Source organism: Aurantimonas sp. 22II-16-19i (assembly GCF_002088275.1).
Taxonomy (GTDB): domain Bacteria; phylum Pseudomonadota; class Alphaproteobacteria; order Rhizobiales; family Rhizobiaceae; genus Jiella.
In genome coordinates, this window is the sequence record NZ_AQQS01000003.1 from 50411 (window position 1) to 66106 (window position 15696).

Consider the following 15696-nt stretch of genomic DNA (forward strand, 5'->3'; position numbering starts at 1 on the left):
ATGCAGTCACTCGCTTGTCGTGGTGGATTAAGTCCCTGCGAACGCGACACTAGTCCTGAAACGGATCGCGAACAAGTATCGTGTCCTCGCGCTCGGGCGATGTCGACAACAGCGTCACCGGTGCCTGCACCAGCTCCTCTATGTGTCTGACATATTTGATCGCCTGCGCCGGCAACTCGCTCCAGCTGCGCGCGCCGGCGGTGGTCGCCTGCCATCCCTCGAAGCTTTCGTAGATCGGCTCGACGCGCTGTTGCTCGGAAAGACTTGCCGGCAGATAGTCGATCGTCTCGCCATCCAGCCGGTAGCCGGTGACGACCTTGATTTCCTCGAGGCCGTCCAGCACGTCCAGCTTGGTCAGCGCCAGCCCGTCGATCCCGTTGATCGCCACGGCCTGCCGGACCAGCACAGCGTCGAACCAGCCGCAGCGGCGCTTGCGGCCGGTGACGGTGCCGAACTCCCGGCCCTTCTCGCCGAGGAACTGGCCGACCTCGTTGTCCTGCTCGCTCGGGAACGGCCCCTCGCCCACCCGCGTCGTGTAGGCCTTGGTGATGCCGAGGACGAAGCCGAGGCTGCCAGGCCCGAGGCCCGAGCCGGCCGCGGCCTGGCCGGCGACGGTGTTGGAGGAGGTGACGAAGGGATAGGTGCCGTGGTCGATGTCGAGCAGCGTGCCTTGCGCGCCCTCGAAGAGGATGCGCGCCCCGGCCTTGCGGCGCTCGTCGAGGAGCCGCCAGACCCGGTCCATGAAGGGCACGATCTCGCCCGCCACCGAGGTCAGTTCCTCAAGGATCGCCGCGGGGTCGATTTCGGCGAGGCCGAGGCCGCGGCGCAGCGCATTGTGGTGCGCCAGCAGGCGCTCGATGCGCTCCGGCAGCCCCTCCGGATGGGCGAGATCCATCACCCGGATCGCCCGGCGGCCGACCTTGTCCTCATAGGCGGGGCCGATGCCCCGGCCGGTCGTGCCGATCTTGGTGCCGGAGGCGGAATTCTCGCGGGTCGCGTCGAGTTCCCGGTGCAGCGACAGGATCAGCGCGGCGTTGTCGGCGATTCTCAAGGTCGAGGGGTCGACGCTGACGCCCTGGTCCTGCAGCCGCTTGCGCTCGGCGACGAAGGCGTGCGGGTCGAAGACGACGCCGTTGCCGATGACCGACAGCTTGCCCGAGCGCACGACGCCCGAGGGAAGCAGCGACAGCTTGTAGGACACGCCGTCGACCACCAGCGTGTGGCCGGCATTGTGGCCGCCCTGGAACCGCACGACCACGTCGGCCCGCTCCGAGAGCCAGTCGACGATCTTGCCCTTCCCCTCGTCACCCCACTGCGAACCGATGACGACGACGTTTCCCATAGACTTCCTCATGAAAATCGATCCGCCGCGACGCTGCCGTGCCGGATCGCTGTCGGCGATCGATGGCGCCGAATGTTGATAGGTCGGACGGTCGTCGAGCGTGACGGCACGGACTTTTAGCAGCGCTGTAACGTGTTGCGCCCCCGTCTGTCCATAAAGCCGGTAAAATTGTCGCCGCCGGGGCATTCCCCGCGCAAGCCAGCCGCGCGTGAGGAGCCGGAGCGACGCTGGCGACCATAAGCGGCTCTGGCGTTTGCCGGCAATCCCGACTAGAGGACGAAACCGGCCGCGACCGCTTCCCGGCGTTCCCGAGGAAGCCGGCGCCGGCGATCGGGAGAGATATGCCGCGCGTCCATCCCTATCTCATTCTGACGACCGTCGCGCTTCTGTGGGCCGGCAATGCCATCGCGGGCAAGATGGCCGCCGGCCACATCTCGCCGATGCTGCTGACGCTGGTGCGCTGGTTCCTGGCCACGCTGATCGTCGCGCCCTTCGCCCTGCCCCATGTCAGGCGCGACTGGCCGCTCATCCGCCCCCGCCTCGTCTACCTGTCGCTGCTCGGCGCCGTCGGCTTCGCCTCGTTCAACGCGATCTTCTATCTCGCGGCCAATTTCACCACCGCCATCAACATCACCATCGAGCAGTCGGCGATGCCGCTGGTGGTGTTCCTCGCCAATTTCATCCTGTTCCGGACGCGTGTCGCCTGGCTGCAGATCGTCGGCTTCGCGGTGACGCTGGTCGGCGTCGCGGTGACCACGGCGAACGGCGACCTGACGACGCTCCTGTCGCTGGACCTCAATCGCGGCGACGCCTTGATGATGCTCGCGGTGCTGTTCTACGGCGGCTACACGGTGGCCCTGAGATTCAAGCCGCCGATCCACTGGCTGTCGACGATCTTCGTCCTCTCCTTCGCCTCGCTGGCGATCTCGATCGTCTTTGCCGGCATCGAGCTCGCCCTCGGCCTGACGCGCCTGCCGGACCTGCAGGGCGCCGCGGCGGCGCTCTACACGGTGATCTTCCCGTCGCTGATCGCCCAGTCGCTCTACATCCGCGGCGTCGAGATGATCGGGCCGAACCGGGCCAACCTGTTCATCAATCTCGTCCCGGTCTTCGGCGCGCTGCTCGCGGTCGTCATCGTCGGCGAGGTGCTCCACCCGTTCCACATCGTGGCGCTGGCCTGCGTCCTCGGCGGCATCACGCTGGCAGAGCGGGGCGCCCGGCGCGGCCTCGCCTGACGGGCGGGCACCGAAGGCAGACGAGGAAGGCCCGAAACGGCCAGTCGGACAAGCAGAAGGGCCGGACGCGACGATCGCATCCGGCCCTTCCTCATTCCTGCCGTTGCCGGCGATGCGTGCGGCGAGCGGACGCCTCGGCGTCCCGTCGCCGGCCTCAGATGCCGAGGCCCTCGTAGCGCTTCTTGAAGCGCGAGACGCGGCCGCCGCGGTCCATCAGCTGCTGGTTGCCGCCGGTCCAGGCCGGATGGCTGGTCGGATCGATGTCGAGGTTGAGCTTGTCGCCCTCGGAGCCCCAGGTGGAGCGGGTCTGATACTCGGTACCATTGGTCATCACCACGGTGATGGAATGGTACTCGGGATGGATGTCTTTCTTCATCGCGCCGGTGTCCTCGAACTTCTTTCGCCAGAAAATCCCCAATACACCGTCAGGCCCGAGGTTTGGTACCCAGGGCCGTCGCGATGTCGCGGGGATCGAAAAGCTTTGATCGCTTCCAAAATCGGGTTCGAGCCTATACATGAGGCGCGGGGCCGGCACAAGGTCCGGAACGCTGCTTGCGTCCGGCTCCTTGAACAGGACGACGGAGTTTTTCGTGCCCGACGACCACCAGACGGCCCCCGCAGCGAGCGCCAAGGCGCGCCGCAACCTCAAGCCGCTCGGCAGGCTCGTTCCCTATCTCGCGCGCCACAGGGCGATGGTGGTCGGCGCCTGCTTCTTCCTGGCGCTTGCGGCGCTCACCACGCTGTCGCTGCCGCTGGCGGTGCGGCGGGTCATCGATCACGGCTTCATCGAGGCCGACAGCGGGCTGATCAACGCCTATTTCGGCATGCTGATGGTGCTCGCGGCGGTCCTCGCCCTGGCCAGCGCCGGCCGCTACTTCTTCGTCATCACCCTCGGCGAGCGGGTCGTCGCCGATCTGCGCAAGGATGTCTTCTCGCATCTGACGAAGCTGTCGCCGACCTTCTACGACACCGCCGATTCGGGCGAGATCGTCTCGCGCCTCGCCGCCGACACCACGCAGGTGAAGGCCGCCGTCGGCTCCACCGCGTCGCTGTTCCTGCGCAACGCCATCCTGTTCCTCGGCGCCCTCGCCATGATGGTGGCGACGAGCCCGGCGCTCTCCCTCATCGTCATTGCCGCGATCCCCTTCATCGTCCTGCCGCTCGTCGCCTTCGGCCGGGGCGTCCGGCGCCGCTCGCGCCACGCCCAGGACACGCTGGCGCTGGCCACCGCCTATGCCTCCGAGGCCATCGGCGCGATGCGCACGGTCCAGGCCTTCACCTCCGAGCGCGCGGTGACGAACCGCTTCGGCGCCACGGTTGACGAGGCCTTCGGCGCGGCCCGCGCGTCGATCAAGGCGCGGGCGCTGCTCACCGCCATCGCCATCTTCCTGATCTTCGCCTCCGTCGTCGCCGTCCTGTGGATCGGCGCCGCCCGCGTCAATGCCGGCTCGCTGTCCCCCGGCACCCTCAGCCAGTTCCTGCTCTATGCCGTGTTCGCCGCCGGCGCCCTCGGCCAGCTCTCCGAGGTCTGGGGCGAACTCGCCCTTGCCGCCGGCGCCGCCGAGCGGCTGTCGGAGCTTCTCGCCGAGGAGCCGGTGATCGTCGCGCCGGCGAGCCCCGCCGCCCTGCCTGCCCCCGCCACCGGCCGCGTCGCCTTCGAGGAGGTCGCCTTCTCCTATCCCTCGCGCCCGGACATGCCGACGCTGAACGGCCTGTCCTTCACCATCGAGCCCGGCGAGACGGTGGCGATCGTCGGCCCGTCCGGCGCCGGCAAGTCGACCATCTTCGCGCTGCTCGAGCGCTTCTACGACCCGACCGGCGGCCGCATCCGCGTCGACGGCGTCGACCTCACCGCAGCCGATCCCGTCGACCTGCGCACCCGGATCGCCCTCGTCCCCCAGGACACCACGATCTTCGCCGCCTCGGCCCGCGACAACATCGCCTTCGGCGACCCCTCCGCCTGCGACGAGGCCATCGTCGCAGCGGCCCGCCAGGCGCTCGCCGACGGCTTCGTCAGCGCCCTGCCCGAAGGCTACGGAACCCTCCTCGGCGAGCGCGGCGTGACGCTGTCCGGCGGCCAGCGCCAGCGCATCGCCATCGCCAGAGCGCTCCTGCGCGACGCCCCGATCCTGCTCCTCGACGAGGCGACCTCCGCCCTCGACGCCGAGAGCGAGGTCCTGGTCCAGAAGGCGCTCGACAAGCTGATGGTCGGGCGCACCACCCTCGTCATCGCCCACCGGCTGTCGACAGTCTTGAAGGCCGACCGCATCCTGGTGCTGAACGAGGGACGCCTCGCCGAAGAAGGCAACCATCAGAGCCTGATCGCCAAGGGCGGCATCTATGCCCGCCTCGCCAAGCTCCAGTTCGAGGCCGGCCGGCTGGACGACGCGGCGGAGTAGCCGCCGCGATGCCCGGTCAATCGTGCCGGGCAAGCCCGCGAGGGGCTTGCCGCTCGCCCATCGACGGGACGGACGAGGGTCGCGACGGGCGGGCCGTCGCGGCGCTGACGACGCCGTGAAACGGCGCGAGACCACCGGCTCGATCGTACCGGCAACTTACGGACCGCGATAATCCGCCGCCCTGACCCAATTGTCATCGGCGCGGCGAAGCATCTGACAGCGTCGTGAACCGGCCATCCGGATCGAATGCAATCCGTATCTTTTGACGAACGCAACGTTCGCCAAAACGGAAGGATTGTTCATGAAACGCATCACCATCGCCCTCGTCGCCACCGCCAGCCTCACTGGCGCGGCCCTCGCGCAAGGCATGACGCCGGGCGTCACCGCCTCCGATCAGGACGTCTCCGGCGGTTCGGTCATGGCGACGTCCGTCACTGCGCCCGAAAACGGCTGGCTCGTCGTCCACCGCACCGATGCGGAGATGAAGCCGGGCCCCGTCGTCGGCCACGCGCCACTGACGGAGGGCGTGAACGAGAACGTTTCGGCCGAACTCACCGAGGACGTCGCGTCGGGCGACATGCTCATGCTGATGGTCCATTCCGAGGCCGGCGGCCAGGAAACGGGCGTCTTCGAATATACGCTCGGCGCCAAGGAAGACGGCCCGATCCGCGTCGACGGCAAGCTCGTGACGGCGACCATCACCGCCAACTGATCCGGCGGGCGGCGGAGGGGGCGGCGGACGGGTCGGCGCCCCCCTGCGCCGACACCGTCATTCGGCTAAGTTATCGTCGGGGGCCGGCACGTCGTGCCGGTCCCGTTACGCGCCGGCCGGCGGTGCGGCCCGCTCGCCGCCGTCGAGGCTCACTTCACCTTCGGCGGCGTCGCCGTCACTGCGATGGCCGAGAACCAGGCAGCGAGATCGGCGATGTCCTCGTCGCTGAGGCCCTTGGCGATGATCGACATCTGCTCGTGGCGGCGCTCCCCGCCGCGAAACGCCTTCAGCTGCGCCGTCAGATAGTAGACGCTGTCGCCGGCGAGATTGGGCGCGTCCGGCGCCACCGCGAGGCCGTTGGCCCCATGGCAGGGCGTGCACTCGCCGGCCTTCGCCTTGCCGGCGGCGACGTCGGCGGCCGCTCCCGGCACCGTCAGACCCAAGATCAGCGCCAGCGCGGCGGCCCTCGATGCAAAACCGTTCATTCCCTGTCCTTCGGCGATGGTCACGTGGCGGGAGCGCAGGGGCCGCCGTCCACCCGCCAGCGGCGACAGGAGGCGGGTTTCAGCGATCCGGTTGCGGGAGGAGAACCGGCGGCGCGGGTGTCGCGCCGCCGGATCGTTTCGGAAGGGCTAGAGCGGGATGAGATGAGCTCCGCTCATCATCTCGCTCTGTCTTACCGTTTGCGCATGATCTTTCCCGAAAACCGGTTCCCACTTTTCGGGATCATGCCCTAGCGCTCGTAGGAGATCCGGTAGAGCGCCCCGGCGAGATCGTCCGAGACGAGCAGCGAGCCGTCCTTCATCGTCGCGACGTCGACCGGCCGGCCGATATATTCGCCGCTGGCCGTCAGCCAGCCCGAGGCGAAGGCCTCCGTCTCGCCGGCCGTGCCGTCGTCGTTCACCGGCGTGAACATCACCCGCGCGCCCACCGGTTCGGTGCGGTTCCACGAGCCGTGCTGGGCCGAGAAGATGCCGCCCCGATACTTCGCCGGAAAGCTGTTGCCGGCATAGAAGTCCATGCCGAGATCGGCGGCGTGGGCGGCCATCTGAACCTGCGGCATGACGGCCCCGGCCGGCGGTTCGGAGGCCTTGTATTCCTCGGTCCTGACGTCGCCGCCGCCATACCAGGGGAAGCCGAAGTTCTGTCCGGCTCCCGTCGCGCGGTTGAGCTCGCCCGGCGGGATGTCGTCGCCCATGCCGTCCACCTGGTTGTCGGTGAACCAGAGATCGCCATTGGCCGGATTGAACTGCATGCCGACGGAGTTGCGGACCCCGGTGGCGAAGACCTCGCGGTTCTTGCCGTCACGATCCATGCGGATGATGCCGCCGATGCCTTCCCTGGCATAGAGGTCCATCTTGTCCTCGGGCGGCACGTTGAAGGGCTGGCCGAGGGAGACGTAGAGCTTGTTGTCCGGCCCGACGCGGCAGACGCGGGCCGTGTGGTTGAAGGATTCCTCCGAGGCCGGGATCAGCTTGCCCTGCGCAACGACCTCGCCGACGGCGACGTCCGGGCTCTCGTAGAAGAACTCCGCCGCGGGCATCACCAGGACGCGGTTCTGCTCGGCGACGAAGAGGAAGCCGTCCTTGGAGAAGCAGACGCCGTTGGGAATGGTGAACGAAATCGACGGGGCCAGCTGCTTGACCTCGTCGGCGACGCGGTTCTTGTCGCGGTCGGTCACCACCCAGACGTTCTGCTTGCGGGTGCCGACGAAGGTCGCGACCCCCTGCGGCCCGACGGCGATGTGGCGGGCGTCCGGCACCACCGCGTAGAGTTCGATCTTGAAGCCGGCCGGCAGCTTGATCTCCTCCAGATTCTTGCGGAGCTGGTCCGCATAGTCGCCGGTCTGCTCGATGGTTCGGAAGTCCATCGAGGTGCCGGTCGACTGCATGCCCTGCAGCTTCGTCATGTTGTCGTCGCCGGACTGGGCAAACGCATGCGAAGCCGCCACGAGGCCGAGCGCGGCCACCGTGCTCATCAGCATCTTGGTCATCGTTCCTCCCTGCCGCGCTTGTGACGCGGTCTTTCTTCGGGGCTGTTGCCCCTGCGGAAGGGATGCTGTCACCGACCGTTGCGGCCGTCAATCATGCCTGAAGCGCAGCGCGATGCCTCGCCAGCCCCCCAGCCTGCGCCAGGGACAGGGCGCAACGCCGCAAGTCGTTCGCCGCGCAACGGTTTGCCTCGTCGAGCGGGACGCCACTGTGTCGCAGCAAAATTCCAGCGGCTCCCGCTTCACCACAGGCGGCTGCCCGGAACGCCCTTGAACGGTCCGGCAAGCTTAGAAGTGATCCAGCCGCCGTAGAATTCGCCCGGCTGCGGCACCACGGTCTCGCCGTCGACGCTGCAGCGCTCGAAGGGCGCCGCGTAGAAGGCGACATGATCGCGAAGCGCGGCGAAGGCCGGGCTTGGATGGGGGTAGCTCCAGCCGACACGCGCAAGGACGATGTCGCCGATGACGACGTCGTAATAGACCGCCGCGCCCTTCCACTCGCAGAACGAGGTTCCAGCCGTGCGGCGCAGGAGGCCCGGCGCGATGTCGGCCCTGGGGATGTAGTAGCTCGGCGGATGGCTGGTCTCGAGCGTCCGGATGCTGGCTCTCGTGTCGGCGACGATGCGGCCCGCATGCTCGATGACGACATGCGCGGGGCTCGCCTCGGCGATCGCCGGCCGGGGATAGCCCCAGACACTCTCCTGGCCGGGAAGCGCGGGATCCGGCCGCGGCCTCACGCGGCACCCGCCCTGGCGACGAAGCGTTGCAGCCGCGGCCGGATGCGCAGGAACCGGCGATAGCCGCGTTCGAGCAGCGCCAGCACGGCGGGCGAACGGGCCGCCAGCCCGAGGGGGCGCAGCATGGGGATCTGGCGCCACATGGCCGCGAAGGCGGCGGCGCCGGAAAGCAGTTTGCCGTCCTCGCTGGCATGGAACCGCGCCAGGAGATCGGCCCTGTCGACCGGACAGGATGAATCCTCGGCGCTGGTGGCGTCGACGAAGGTGATCGCGCCACGCCGGTCGAGCCGGCGCATCAGCGCGATCTCGCGCCGGCAAAGGGGGCATGATCCGTCATGCCAGACGATCAGTTCGCTCATGGTCGTCATATGGGGTGCCGGCGGGCCGGCATCATCACCGCCGTCGTCGCCGGGGCCGCGACAAGGCGCCGCCCCCGCCCCTCACCGCCCCGCAGCCTCACCGCTCTGTCAGCTTGAACTCGATGCGGCGGTTGCGAGCCCGCGCCTCCGGGCTGTCGCCCTCCTCCAGCGGCTGGAACTCGCCGAAGCCGGTGGCGGCGAGGCGGGTCGGCGGTACGCCCTCGTCGATCAGGAAGCGCACGACCGCATCGGCGCGGTTGCTGGAGAGCTCCCAGTTGTCCTCGTAGCGCCCCCCGGTGATCGGGATGTTGTCCGTATGGCCGTCGACGCGGATGATCCAGTTGATGTCCGAGGGGATCTCCTTGACCAGCTCGTTGATCGCATCCGCGAGCTTGGCCATCTCCGCCATGCCTTCGGGCTGCAGCACATCCGATCCGGACGCAAACAGCACCTCCGACTGGAAGACGAAGCGGTCGCCGACGACCCGGATGTTGTCGCGGTCGGACAGGATCTCGCGCAACCGGCCGAAGAAGTCCGAGCGGTAGCGCGACAGCTCCTGCACCCTCTGCGCCAAGGCGACGTTCAGCCGCCGGCCGAGATCGGCGATCTTGGTCTGGCTCTGCTCGTCACGGCTCTCGGAGGCTTCCAGCGCGTTTTCCAGCGCGGCGATCTGCTGGCGCAGCGCCGAGAGCTGCTGGTTGAGGAGCTCGATCTGCGATCGGGCCCGCTGGGAGAGCGCCTTCTGGTCGTCGAGCGCGGTCTCGAGGTCGCTCACCTGCTCGTTCGCCGCAGTCGCCGAACCGCTGCCGGAATCCAGCGCCTGCTGCAGCCTCGTCCGTGCGTCCTCGGCATCGGCGAGCGAAGCGCGCAGGGTCGCGATCTGGTCCTGGTAGTCCTGGGACGACGAGCGCTCGAGCGCCAGAAGCTGGGTCAGCTCGTTGATCTGGCTGTTCAGCCGATCGAGCACCGCGTCCTTGCCGGTGATCTCCCGGCTGAGCAGGAACTGCGCCAGGACGAAGACCGAGAGCAGGAACATGATCGCCAAGAGCAGCGTCGACAGGGCGTCGACGAAGCCCGGCCAGTAGTCGATCGTGCGTTCGCTGCGGCGGTTCCTGGACAAGGCCATGGCGCGTCAGCTCTCCCGTGCGGCCCGCGGCGGCGGCGCTGCCTCGGCGTCGCCCGCCTGCCCCGCCACCTGCCCCGGCCCCTGTCCCGTTCCTTGTCCTGGCCCATGCCCGGCCGCGGCGACCGGCCTGTCGGAGCCGATCTGGCCGGCCAGCTTGTCGAGGACGAGACGCATTTCCCGCTGCTCGTCGGCCTGGCTCTCGACGAAGTCGCGCAAGAGCTGCTGCTCGGAGCGCATGTGCTGGACGAGGCCCTGGATGCTCTCGGCCAGATTGGCCATGGCCGCGCTGGTGCGCGGATTGGCGCTCTGATCGGTGATCATCTTGTTCAGCTTGTCCGACAGCAGCCGCAACTCGTCGGTGCCGTCACGCCCGCCGCCCGCCGGGGCGGCCGCCGCCGGCAGCACCATGTCGGACCCGACGTCGGTGACCGATGACAGCCAGTTCTCCAGCTCGGTGTAGAAACGGTTCTGCGCCCGGCCGATCTGCAGGTCGAGAAAACCGAGCACCAGCGAGCCCGACAGGCCGAAGAGCGAGGAGGAGAACGCCGTGCCCATGCCTGCCAGCGGCGCCGACAGACCGGCCTTCAGCGAATTCAGCACCGCATTGGTATCGCCCGAGGCGGGATCCAGCCCCTGGATCGTCGTGCCGATCGAGCCGATGGTCCGCAACAGGCCCCAGAAGGTGCCGAGCAGGCCGAGAAACACCAGGAGGCCGATGAGGTAGCGGGCGATGTCGCGCGTCTCGTCGAGGCGCGTCGCGATGGAATCGAGGATCGAGCGCGTCGACATGGTCGACAGCGAGATCGACCGCCGCCGGCCGATCAGCGCCCGCATCGGCGCGAGCAGGACCGGGTCCTTCAGCTTGTCGAACTCGGCCGAGCCGTCGCGATAGGCGTTGACCCACCGCACTTCGCGCGACAGCCGCCAGACCTGCAGGAGCGCGAGGAAGATGCCGACGCCGAGGACGCCGACGATCAGGCCGTTGAGGCCGGGATTGGTGGTGAAGGCGGTGGAGATCTGCCGGCCGAGGATCGCCGCGACGAAGCCGGCGAGCGCCAGGAACACCAGCATGGACCAGAGGAAGACGAGCGGACTCGACAGCCGGTTCGGATCGAAATCGACCGGTCTCCCCGTCTTTTCGCTCGGCGCGTCGAAGACCTGCATCTTAAGCTTTCACTCAACTCTTTGGCCCGTCAGGGAAAGTCCATCTGCTTGCGCGCCCCGCATTCGCCGGCACCGATGCGCCGACACACCCAAGCGATTCTGACTGGCGGTCCATATCCAGCGAGAAAAACCATATTCAAGATCGGCCCGAATGGAAACGTCAGCATCCAAAATGACCGGCATCGCTGCAGCCTGCGGATGCGGCGACCCTACCTGCCGTCGATGCCCTCGTCCGCCGCGCGCGCCGCCGCGCGCTTCTTGGCCGCCTGGCCCAGCAGCCCGACGAGCGCCTTGTGGATCTGCTCGTTGCCGCAGGCGATGTCGCCGACCATGTGGTCGAACTTGCCGCCGGTCATGCCGGTGACGAAGCCGCCCGCCTCGCGCACCAGGATCGACCCGGCGGCGACGTCCCAGGGCTTCAGCCCCTTCTCCCAGTAGCCGTCGAGACGGCCGGCGGCGACATAGGCGAGGTCCAGCGAGGCGGCGCCGAAGCGGCGGATGCCGGCGGATTCGGCGATCACCTGCCGCAGCTCGTAGAGATAGCCGGCGTGGTCGCCATGGCCGAGGAACGGCGTCCCGGTGCCGAACAGGCTCTCGGGCAGGCGGTTGCGCGCCGACACCCGGATGCGCCGGTCGTTGACATAGGCGCCGCCGCCCTTCTCGGCGACGTAGAGCTCGTCCTGCGCCGGGTTGAAGATCACCCCGGCGACGATCTGGCCGTCGCGCTCGAGGCCGATCGAGACGGCGAAGTTCGGGATGCCATGGAGGAAGTTGGTGGTGCCGTCGAGCGGATCGACGATCCAGCGATGCTGCGGATCCTTGCCCTCGATCTCGCCGCGCTCCTCCATCAGGAAGCCCCAGTCGGGCCGAACGCGCGACAGTTCGCGGAAGACGATCTCCTCGGCCCTTGTATCGGCGTTGGAGACGAAGTCGGCCGGGCCCTTCACCGAGACCTGCAGGTTCTGCACCTCGCCGAAGTCGCGGATCAGCGAGCGGCCGGCCTTCATGGCGGCCTGCGTCATGACGTTGAGCAGTGCGGAACGGGCCATCTTGACCTTTCAGAAATGTCGTCGAACCGACACGCCGCCGTCATGGCGGCGGCGCGTTTCGGCGGATCGCCTCAGTCGGCGCGGCGCAGATAGGTGATTTCGTTTGTGTCGACGAGGATCTTCTCACCGGCCTCGATGAAGGGCGGCACCATCACGCGCACGCCGTTCTCCATCACCGCGGGCTTGTAGGACGACGTCGCCGTCTGGCCCTTCACCACCGGGTCGGCCTCGACGATGGTCAGCACCACCTGGTCGGGCAGCTTGATGCCGATCGGCCGGTCCTCGTGACTTTCCACCGTCACCATCATGCCGTCCTGCAGGAAGGCCGAGCGCTCGCCGACGAAGTCCTGCTGCAGTTCCAGCTGCTCGTAGGTCTCGTTGTCCATGAACACCAGCATCTCGCCCTCGGCGTAGAGATACTGGTAGTCCTTCTGCTCGAGTCGAATGCGCTCGACGGTCTCGGACGAGCGGAAGCGCTCGTTCAGCTTGGTGCCGTCGATCAGGTTCTTCAGCTCGACCTGCGCAAAGGCGCCGCCCTTGCCGGGCTTCACATGAGCGGTCTTGACCGCGACCCAGAGCCCGCCATCGTGCTCGATCACGTTGCCGGGGCGGATTTCATTGCCGTTGATCTTCATCGGATCTCTCGGATTCTCTCAAAGCTGGTGCGGCCGCGCGCGACTGCCGGCCAGACATCATGTTCGTCGATCTGTTGCCGCAGCGGCGCGCCCGAATGCGGACCGCGCCGGGCTGCCGATGTTCCGGCCATCGCGCCCATGGGCAGGTCGGCGCTCAAGACCATAAATCCACGCGCCATTCAAGCCGTTGCGGCCCGCGCGGCCCGTCAGCCCGAGCGAAACCGGTTCGCCGCCTCCAGGGCCGTCTTCTGCGCCGCGGCGTCGAGGCCGCGAAAGAAATCGTCGAGAACGGCGTCGCTGTTCTTCGTGCGCTTGGCCAGAACCGCCCATTTCGCCGCCTCGGCCACGTCCGGTTCGGTGCCGATCCCGTCCTTGTAGAGATGGGCGACGCGGTTGATGGCGATCGGATTGCCCAGCGCGGCGGCATGCCTGAGGAAGCGGAAGCCCTCCTCCGCCTTCGCCGGACCGCCCTTGCCGTTGATCAGCCAGATGCCGTACTCGATCTGCGCGATGGTGAAGCCGTTCAGCGCCGAAGCATGCAGGAAGGCCCGCGCCTTCTGAAGGTCCTCGGTGACGCCGCGACCGCTGGCGAAGAGCTGCGACATGGCATATTGCGCCTCGGGCACGCCGGCTTTCGCCGCCTTCTCGAAGTAGCGGGCGGCGTCGGTGAAGCCGCCGGACGGCGAGCTCTCGATCAGCATCTGGCCGTAATTGTATTCGGCGAGCGGCAGCCCGCGGTCGGCGGCCGCCTGCATCAGGTCCCTCGCCTGCGCCTCGTCCCGCGTCACCGCCGAGCCTTCGAGCAGGATCATCGCGTAGCGGAACTGGGCCTCGGCCTTGCCGGCCTTGGCCGCCGCCTGATACCAGCGCGCCGCCTCCTTCATGTCGCGCTTGACGCCCAGCCCGCGCGAGTAGATCTCGCCGAGCAGCGTCTGCGCCGCCGGATCGCCGAGATTGGCCAGCGGTTCGGCGAGTTCTATGGCCGTGACGTAGTAGCCGCGCTGATAGGCGCCATAGGCGAGATCGGCCTTGCTCGGCCCGCTTCCCGCCGGGCCGGCGGATGTCGCGGCCTCGCCTCCGGCTGCGGTTTCGGGCGCAGCTGCGGGCATCGCCGCCGCGCCGGGTGCCGGCTCGGCCGCCCCGACCGACGACGGCGCGGCCGACAGTGCGGCCGCGATCGCCAGCGCTCCGGCCGCGGCGACGGCGGAGCGAACGCCGCGCCACAGCCTCTGCCCGCCGCGAGGATCGGCCGGCCGCCTCATGGGGTGAACCGCTCGAACACGTCGTCGAACACCCGGTTGGCGGCGGCGACGCCGGCAGCCGGATCGACGCCCTCGCCGAACACCGCCCGCGACAGCCCGATGAACTCCGATCCCGTCGCCGCGGCGTCCTCCAGCGTCGACAGGTCACCGCCGGCGAGGAGGATGCAGGGGATCTCGACGATCGGCGCCCACCACTCTGCCAGCGCCAGGCTCTTCTTGTGGGGCTCGGGATCGGCGTCGCCGCCGATGCGGCCGAACAGGATGTAGTCGGGCATCCACTCGCCGGCGTCGAGGGCGTCGTGGCGGGTCTCGAAGCCCGAGCCGCCGACGATCATTTTCGGCCGGAAGCTCGACACCGCCTCGCCCAGCGCCTCGAGGTCGCCGCCCGTCAGATGCAGGCCGTCGGCCTTGACGCGGCCGGCGGTACGGCTGTCGTCGACGACGATCGCCGCCGCGCCCGCCTCCTGGACGATCGGCACGAGCATCTCGGCAAAGCGCTGGAAGGCCGCCGCGTCGCGGCCGGCCGGATCGATGAGCACGGAGGCGATGTCGCCGCCGGACAGGGCCGCGCGCATCCGCGCTTCGGCGTCGGCATCGGGGAGCGGCGTCGTGACGAGCACCAGCCGGGAACGGATTGGATCTAGGTTCATGATGGATCGTCGATACCCCAGACGCGCCCAGCTGTGAAGCGGCAAGCCGGCGAGGCGGGCGACGGCGTCGCGCTACGATTGCGGCCGGCGGGCTCTCCTTCGGCCGCAAGGTGGGACCGCAGGGTCGGCACGGCAAGATCCGGCCGGCCGCGCCAGGCGCGTCGAGAAGGCGGGAAGGGATGCGACATCAAGCCCTTGCCCGCGAAGCGCCGGCGGCCTATCCCGTGTGCCTCGAGAGGACGTCGAAGCTGCCGTGATCACCGACCCGCTGTTTTATGCCCTCGCCGTTCCGGCGGTGATCCTCGTCGGCCTGTCCAAGGGCGGCTTCGGCGGCACCGCCGCCCTCGTCGGGGTGCCGCTGATGGCGATGGCCGTCGATCCGGTCACCGCGGCCGGCGTGCTCCTGCCGATCCTCGTGGTGATGGACGTGGTCGGCCTTGCCGCCTGGCGCGGCCGATTCGATCGCGGCGTCGTCCTCACCATGCTCCCCGCCGCCGGCCTCGGCGTCCTCACCGGCTATCTGACCGCCGCCTCGGTCTCGGCGGATGCCTTCCGCCTGACCATCGGGCTTCTCGCCTTGTGGTTCTTCGCCAACTGGTTCGCCGGCGAGCGCGCGGCCCGGGCGGCGCGGCCGCAACAGCCGCTGAAGGGGGCCTTCTGGGGCGCGGTGGCGGGCTTTGCCAGCTTCGTCAGCCACGCCGGCGGCCCGCCCTTCCAGGTCTATGTCGTCCCGCTGAAGATCGCGCCGCCGATCTTCGCCGGCACCTCGGTGGTCTTCTTCGCCGCGGTCAATGCGATGAAGCTCGTGCCGTATTTCCTGCTCGGCCAGTTCTCCCACGAGAATCTCGCCACCTCGGCGGTGCTGCTGCCCCTCGCGCCGGTCGCGACGCTCGCCGGCATCTGGCTGGTCAAGCGGATCGAGCCGGGCGTGTTCTACCGGATCATCTACTGGCTGCTGCTGCCGATCGGGCTCAAACTCGCCTATGACGGAGGCATGGCGCTTCTCTGACGGGGCAGCCTGTGCGATCGATGGCGG

Annotated in this window: 16 protein-coding genes and 1 pseudogene; 4 read left to right on the plus strand and 13 right to left on the minus strand. The window is 68.6% G+C overall.

The genetic code is table 11. The features are described from left to right. Window positions 1-49: 49 nt before the first annotated feature. Complete coding sequence (locus ATO4_RS04530) at window positions 50-1342, minus strand: adenylosuccinate synthase (protein ID WP_083590235.1); 1293 nt, start codon at window positions 1340-1342, stop codon at window positions 50-52. Window positions 1343-1683: 341 nt separating this feature from the next. Here ATO4_RS04530 and ATO4_RS04535 point away from each other — a divergent pair, with 341 nt between their 5' ends. Continuing rightward, window positions 1684-2577: a DMT family transporter gene (locus ATO4_RS04535; RefSeq protein WP_083590236.1), complete on the plus strand. Its 894-nt coding sequence runs from the start codon at window positions 1684-1686 to the stop codon at window positions 2575-2577. A gap of 154 nt (window positions 2578-2731) precedes the next feature. On the opposite strand, the gene rpmE is transcribed toward ATO4_RS04535, so the two are convergent. Next, window positions 2732-2953, minus strand: coding sequence for a 50S ribosomal protein L31 (rpmE, locus tag ATO4_RS04540; RefSeq protein WP_083590367.1), 222 nt, complete (start codon window positions 2951-2953; stop codon window positions 2732-2734). A gap of 214 nt (window positions 2954-3167) precedes the next feature. Between rpmE and ATO4_RS04545 the strand changes: the two genes are divergently transcribed. Together ATO4_RS04545 and ATO4_RS04550 are read left to right on the plus strand one after the other, a co-directional pair. Continuing rightward, entirely contained in the window at window positions 3168-4976 is a 1809-nt protein-coding gene (locus ATO4_RS04545; protein ID WP_245308570.1) for an ABC transporter transmembrane domain-containing protein, read from the plus strand. A gap of 301 nt (window positions 4977-5277) precedes the next feature. Beyond that, a complete protein-coding gene (locus tag ATO4_RS04550) occupies window positions 5278-5688 on the plus strand; it encodes a hypothetical protein (protein ID WP_083590368.1) in 411 nt (136 codons plus the stop codon). Between the two features lie 149 nt (window positions 5689-5837). Here ATO4_RS04550 and ATO4_RS04555 read toward each other — a convergent pair whose 3' ends face one another. The 11 genes and pseudogenes from ATO4_RS04555 to ATO4_RS04600 form a co-directional block, all read right to left on the minus strand. Then, window positions 5838-6173, minus strand: a complete 336-nt coding sequence (locus ATO4_RS04555) for a cytochrome c (protein ID WP_083590238.1) — start codon at window positions 6171-6173, stop codon at window positions 5838-5840. A 248-nt stretch (window positions 6174-6421) separates the two neighbouring features. Continuing rightward, entirely contained in the window at window positions 6422-7681 is a 1260-nt protein-coding gene (locus tag ATO4_RS04560) for a PQQ-dependent sugar dehydrogenase (protein ID WP_083590239.1), read from the minus strand. Between the two features lie 239 nt (window positions 7682-7920). Then, complete coding sequence (locus tag ATO4_RS04565; RefSeq protein WP_083590240.1) at window positions 7921-8415, minus strand: DUF427 domain-containing protein; 495 nt, start codon at window positions 8413-8415, stop codon at window positions 7921-7923. Further along, window positions 8412-8774, minus strand: a complete 363-nt coding sequence (locus tag ATO4_RS04570) for a DUF393 domain-containing protein (protein ID WP_083590369.1) — start codon at window positions 8772-8774, stop codon at window positions 8412-8414. The genes ATO4_RS04565 and ATO4_RS04570 overlap by 4 nt, the downstream gene beginning before the upstream one ends. A gap of 97 nt (window positions 8775-8871) precedes the next feature. After that, window positions 8872-9900 (minus strand): peptidoglycan -binding protein, encoded by a 1029-nt coding sequence (locus ATO4_RS04575; RefSeq protein ID WP_083590241.1) that lies wholly within the window; start codon window positions 9898-9900, stop codon window positions 8872-8874. A 135-nt stretch (window positions 9901-10035) separates the two neighbouring features. Then, window positions 10036-11064: pseudogene (locus ATO4_RS04580) on the minus strand (flagellar motor protein MotA); the annotation flags it as partial. A gap of 209 nt (window positions 11065-11273) precedes the next feature. Continuing rightward, window positions 11274-12113 (minus strand): inositol monophosphatase family protein, encoded by an 840-nt coding sequence (locus tag ATO4_RS04585; RefSeq protein WP_083590242.1) that lies wholly within the window; start codon window positions 12111-12113, stop codon window positions 11274-11276. Between the two features lie 71 nt (window positions 12114-12184). Next, window positions 12185-12748, minus strand: coding sequence for an elongation factor P (gene efp, locus ATO4_RS04590; RefSeq protein WP_083590243.1), 564 nt, complete (start codon window positions 12746-12748; stop codon window positions 12185-12187). Next, window positions 12745-12906, minus strand: a complete 162-nt coding sequence (locus ATO4_RS27610) for a hypothetical protein (protein ID WP_176222858.1) — start codon at window positions 12904-12906, stop codon at window positions 12745-12747. Before ATO4_RS27610 ends, efp begins: the two co-directional genes overlap by 4 nt. A 48-nt stretch (window positions 12907-12954) precedes the next feature. Then, a complete protein-coding gene (locus ATO4_RS04595) occupies window positions 12955-14010 on the minus strand; it encodes a tetratricopeptide repeat protein (RefSeq protein WP_176222859.1) in 1056 nt (351 codons plus the stop codon). Beyond that, complete coding sequence (locus ATO4_RS04600) at window positions 14007-14660, minus strand: thiamine phosphate synthase (protein ID WP_083590244.1); 654 nt, start codon at window positions 14658-14660, stop codon at window positions 14007-14009. Before ATO4_RS04600 ends, ATO4_RS04595 begins: the two co-directional genes overlap by 4 nt. A gap of 253 nt (window positions 14661-14913) precedes the next feature. On the opposite strand from ATO4_RS04600, the gene ATO4_RS04605 reads away from it, so the two are divergent. After that, the gene (locus tag ATO4_RS04605) at window positions 14914-15669 is read left to right on the plus strand and encodes a sulfite exporter TauE/SafE family protein (protein ID WP_083590245.1); all 756 of its coding nucleotides are present in this window, start codon (window positions 14914-14916) and stop codon (window positions 15667-15669) included. Window positions 15670-15696: the final 27 nt, after the last annotated feature.

Excerpts from the sequence above, each read along its gene's own strand:
- ATO4_RS04530 (WP_083590235.1), bottom strand. The coding sequence starts at position 1,342 with ATGGGAAACGTCGTCGTCATCGGTTCGCAGTGGGGTGACGAGGGGAAG.
- ATO4_RS04535 (WP_083590236.1), top strand. The coding sequence starts at position 1,684 with ATGCCGCGCGTCCATCCCTATCTCATTCTGACGACCGTCGCGCTTCTG.
- rpmE (WP_083590367.1), bottom strand. The coding sequence starts at position 2,953 with ATGAAGAAAGACATCCATCCCGAGTACCATTCCATCACCGTGGTGATG.
- ATO4_RS04550 (WP_083590368.1), top strand. The coding sequence starts at position 5,278 with ATGAAACGCATCACCATCGCCCTCGTCGCCACCGCCAGCCTCACTGGC.
- ATO4_RS04555 (WP_083590238.1), bottom strand. The coding sequence starts at position 6,173 with ATGAACGGTTTTGCATCGAGGGCCGCCGCGCTGGCGCTGATCTTGGGT.
- ATO4_RS04560 (WP_083590239.1), bottom strand. The coding sequence starts at position 7,681 with ATGACCAAGATGCTGATGAGCACGGTGGCCGCGCTCGGCCTCGTGGCG.
- ATO4_RS04570 (WP_083590369.1), bottom strand. The coding sequence starts at position 8,774 with ATGAGCGAACTGATCGTCTGGCATGACGGATCATGCCCCCTTTGCCGG.
- ATO4_RS04575 (WP_083590241.1), bottom strand. The coding sequence starts at position 9,900 with ATGGCCTTGTCCAGGAACCGCCGCAGCGAACGCACGATCGACTACTGG.
- ATO4_RS04585 (WP_083590242.1), bottom strand. The coding sequence starts at position 12,113 with ATGGCCCGTTCCGCACTGCTCAACGTCATGACGCAGGCCGCCATGAAG.
- efp (WP_083590243.1), bottom strand. The coding sequence starts at position 12,748 with ATGAAGATCAACGGCAATGAAATCCGCCCCGGCAACGTGATCGAGCAC.
- ATO4_RS04595 (WP_176222859.1), bottom strand. The coding sequence starts at position 14,010 with ATGAGGCGGCCGGCCGATCCTCGCGGCGGGCAGAGGCTGTGGCGCGGC.
- ATO4_RS04600 (WP_083590244.1), bottom strand. The coding sequence starts at position 14,660 with ATGAACCTAGATCCAATCCGTTCCCGGCTGGTGCTCGTCACGACGCCG.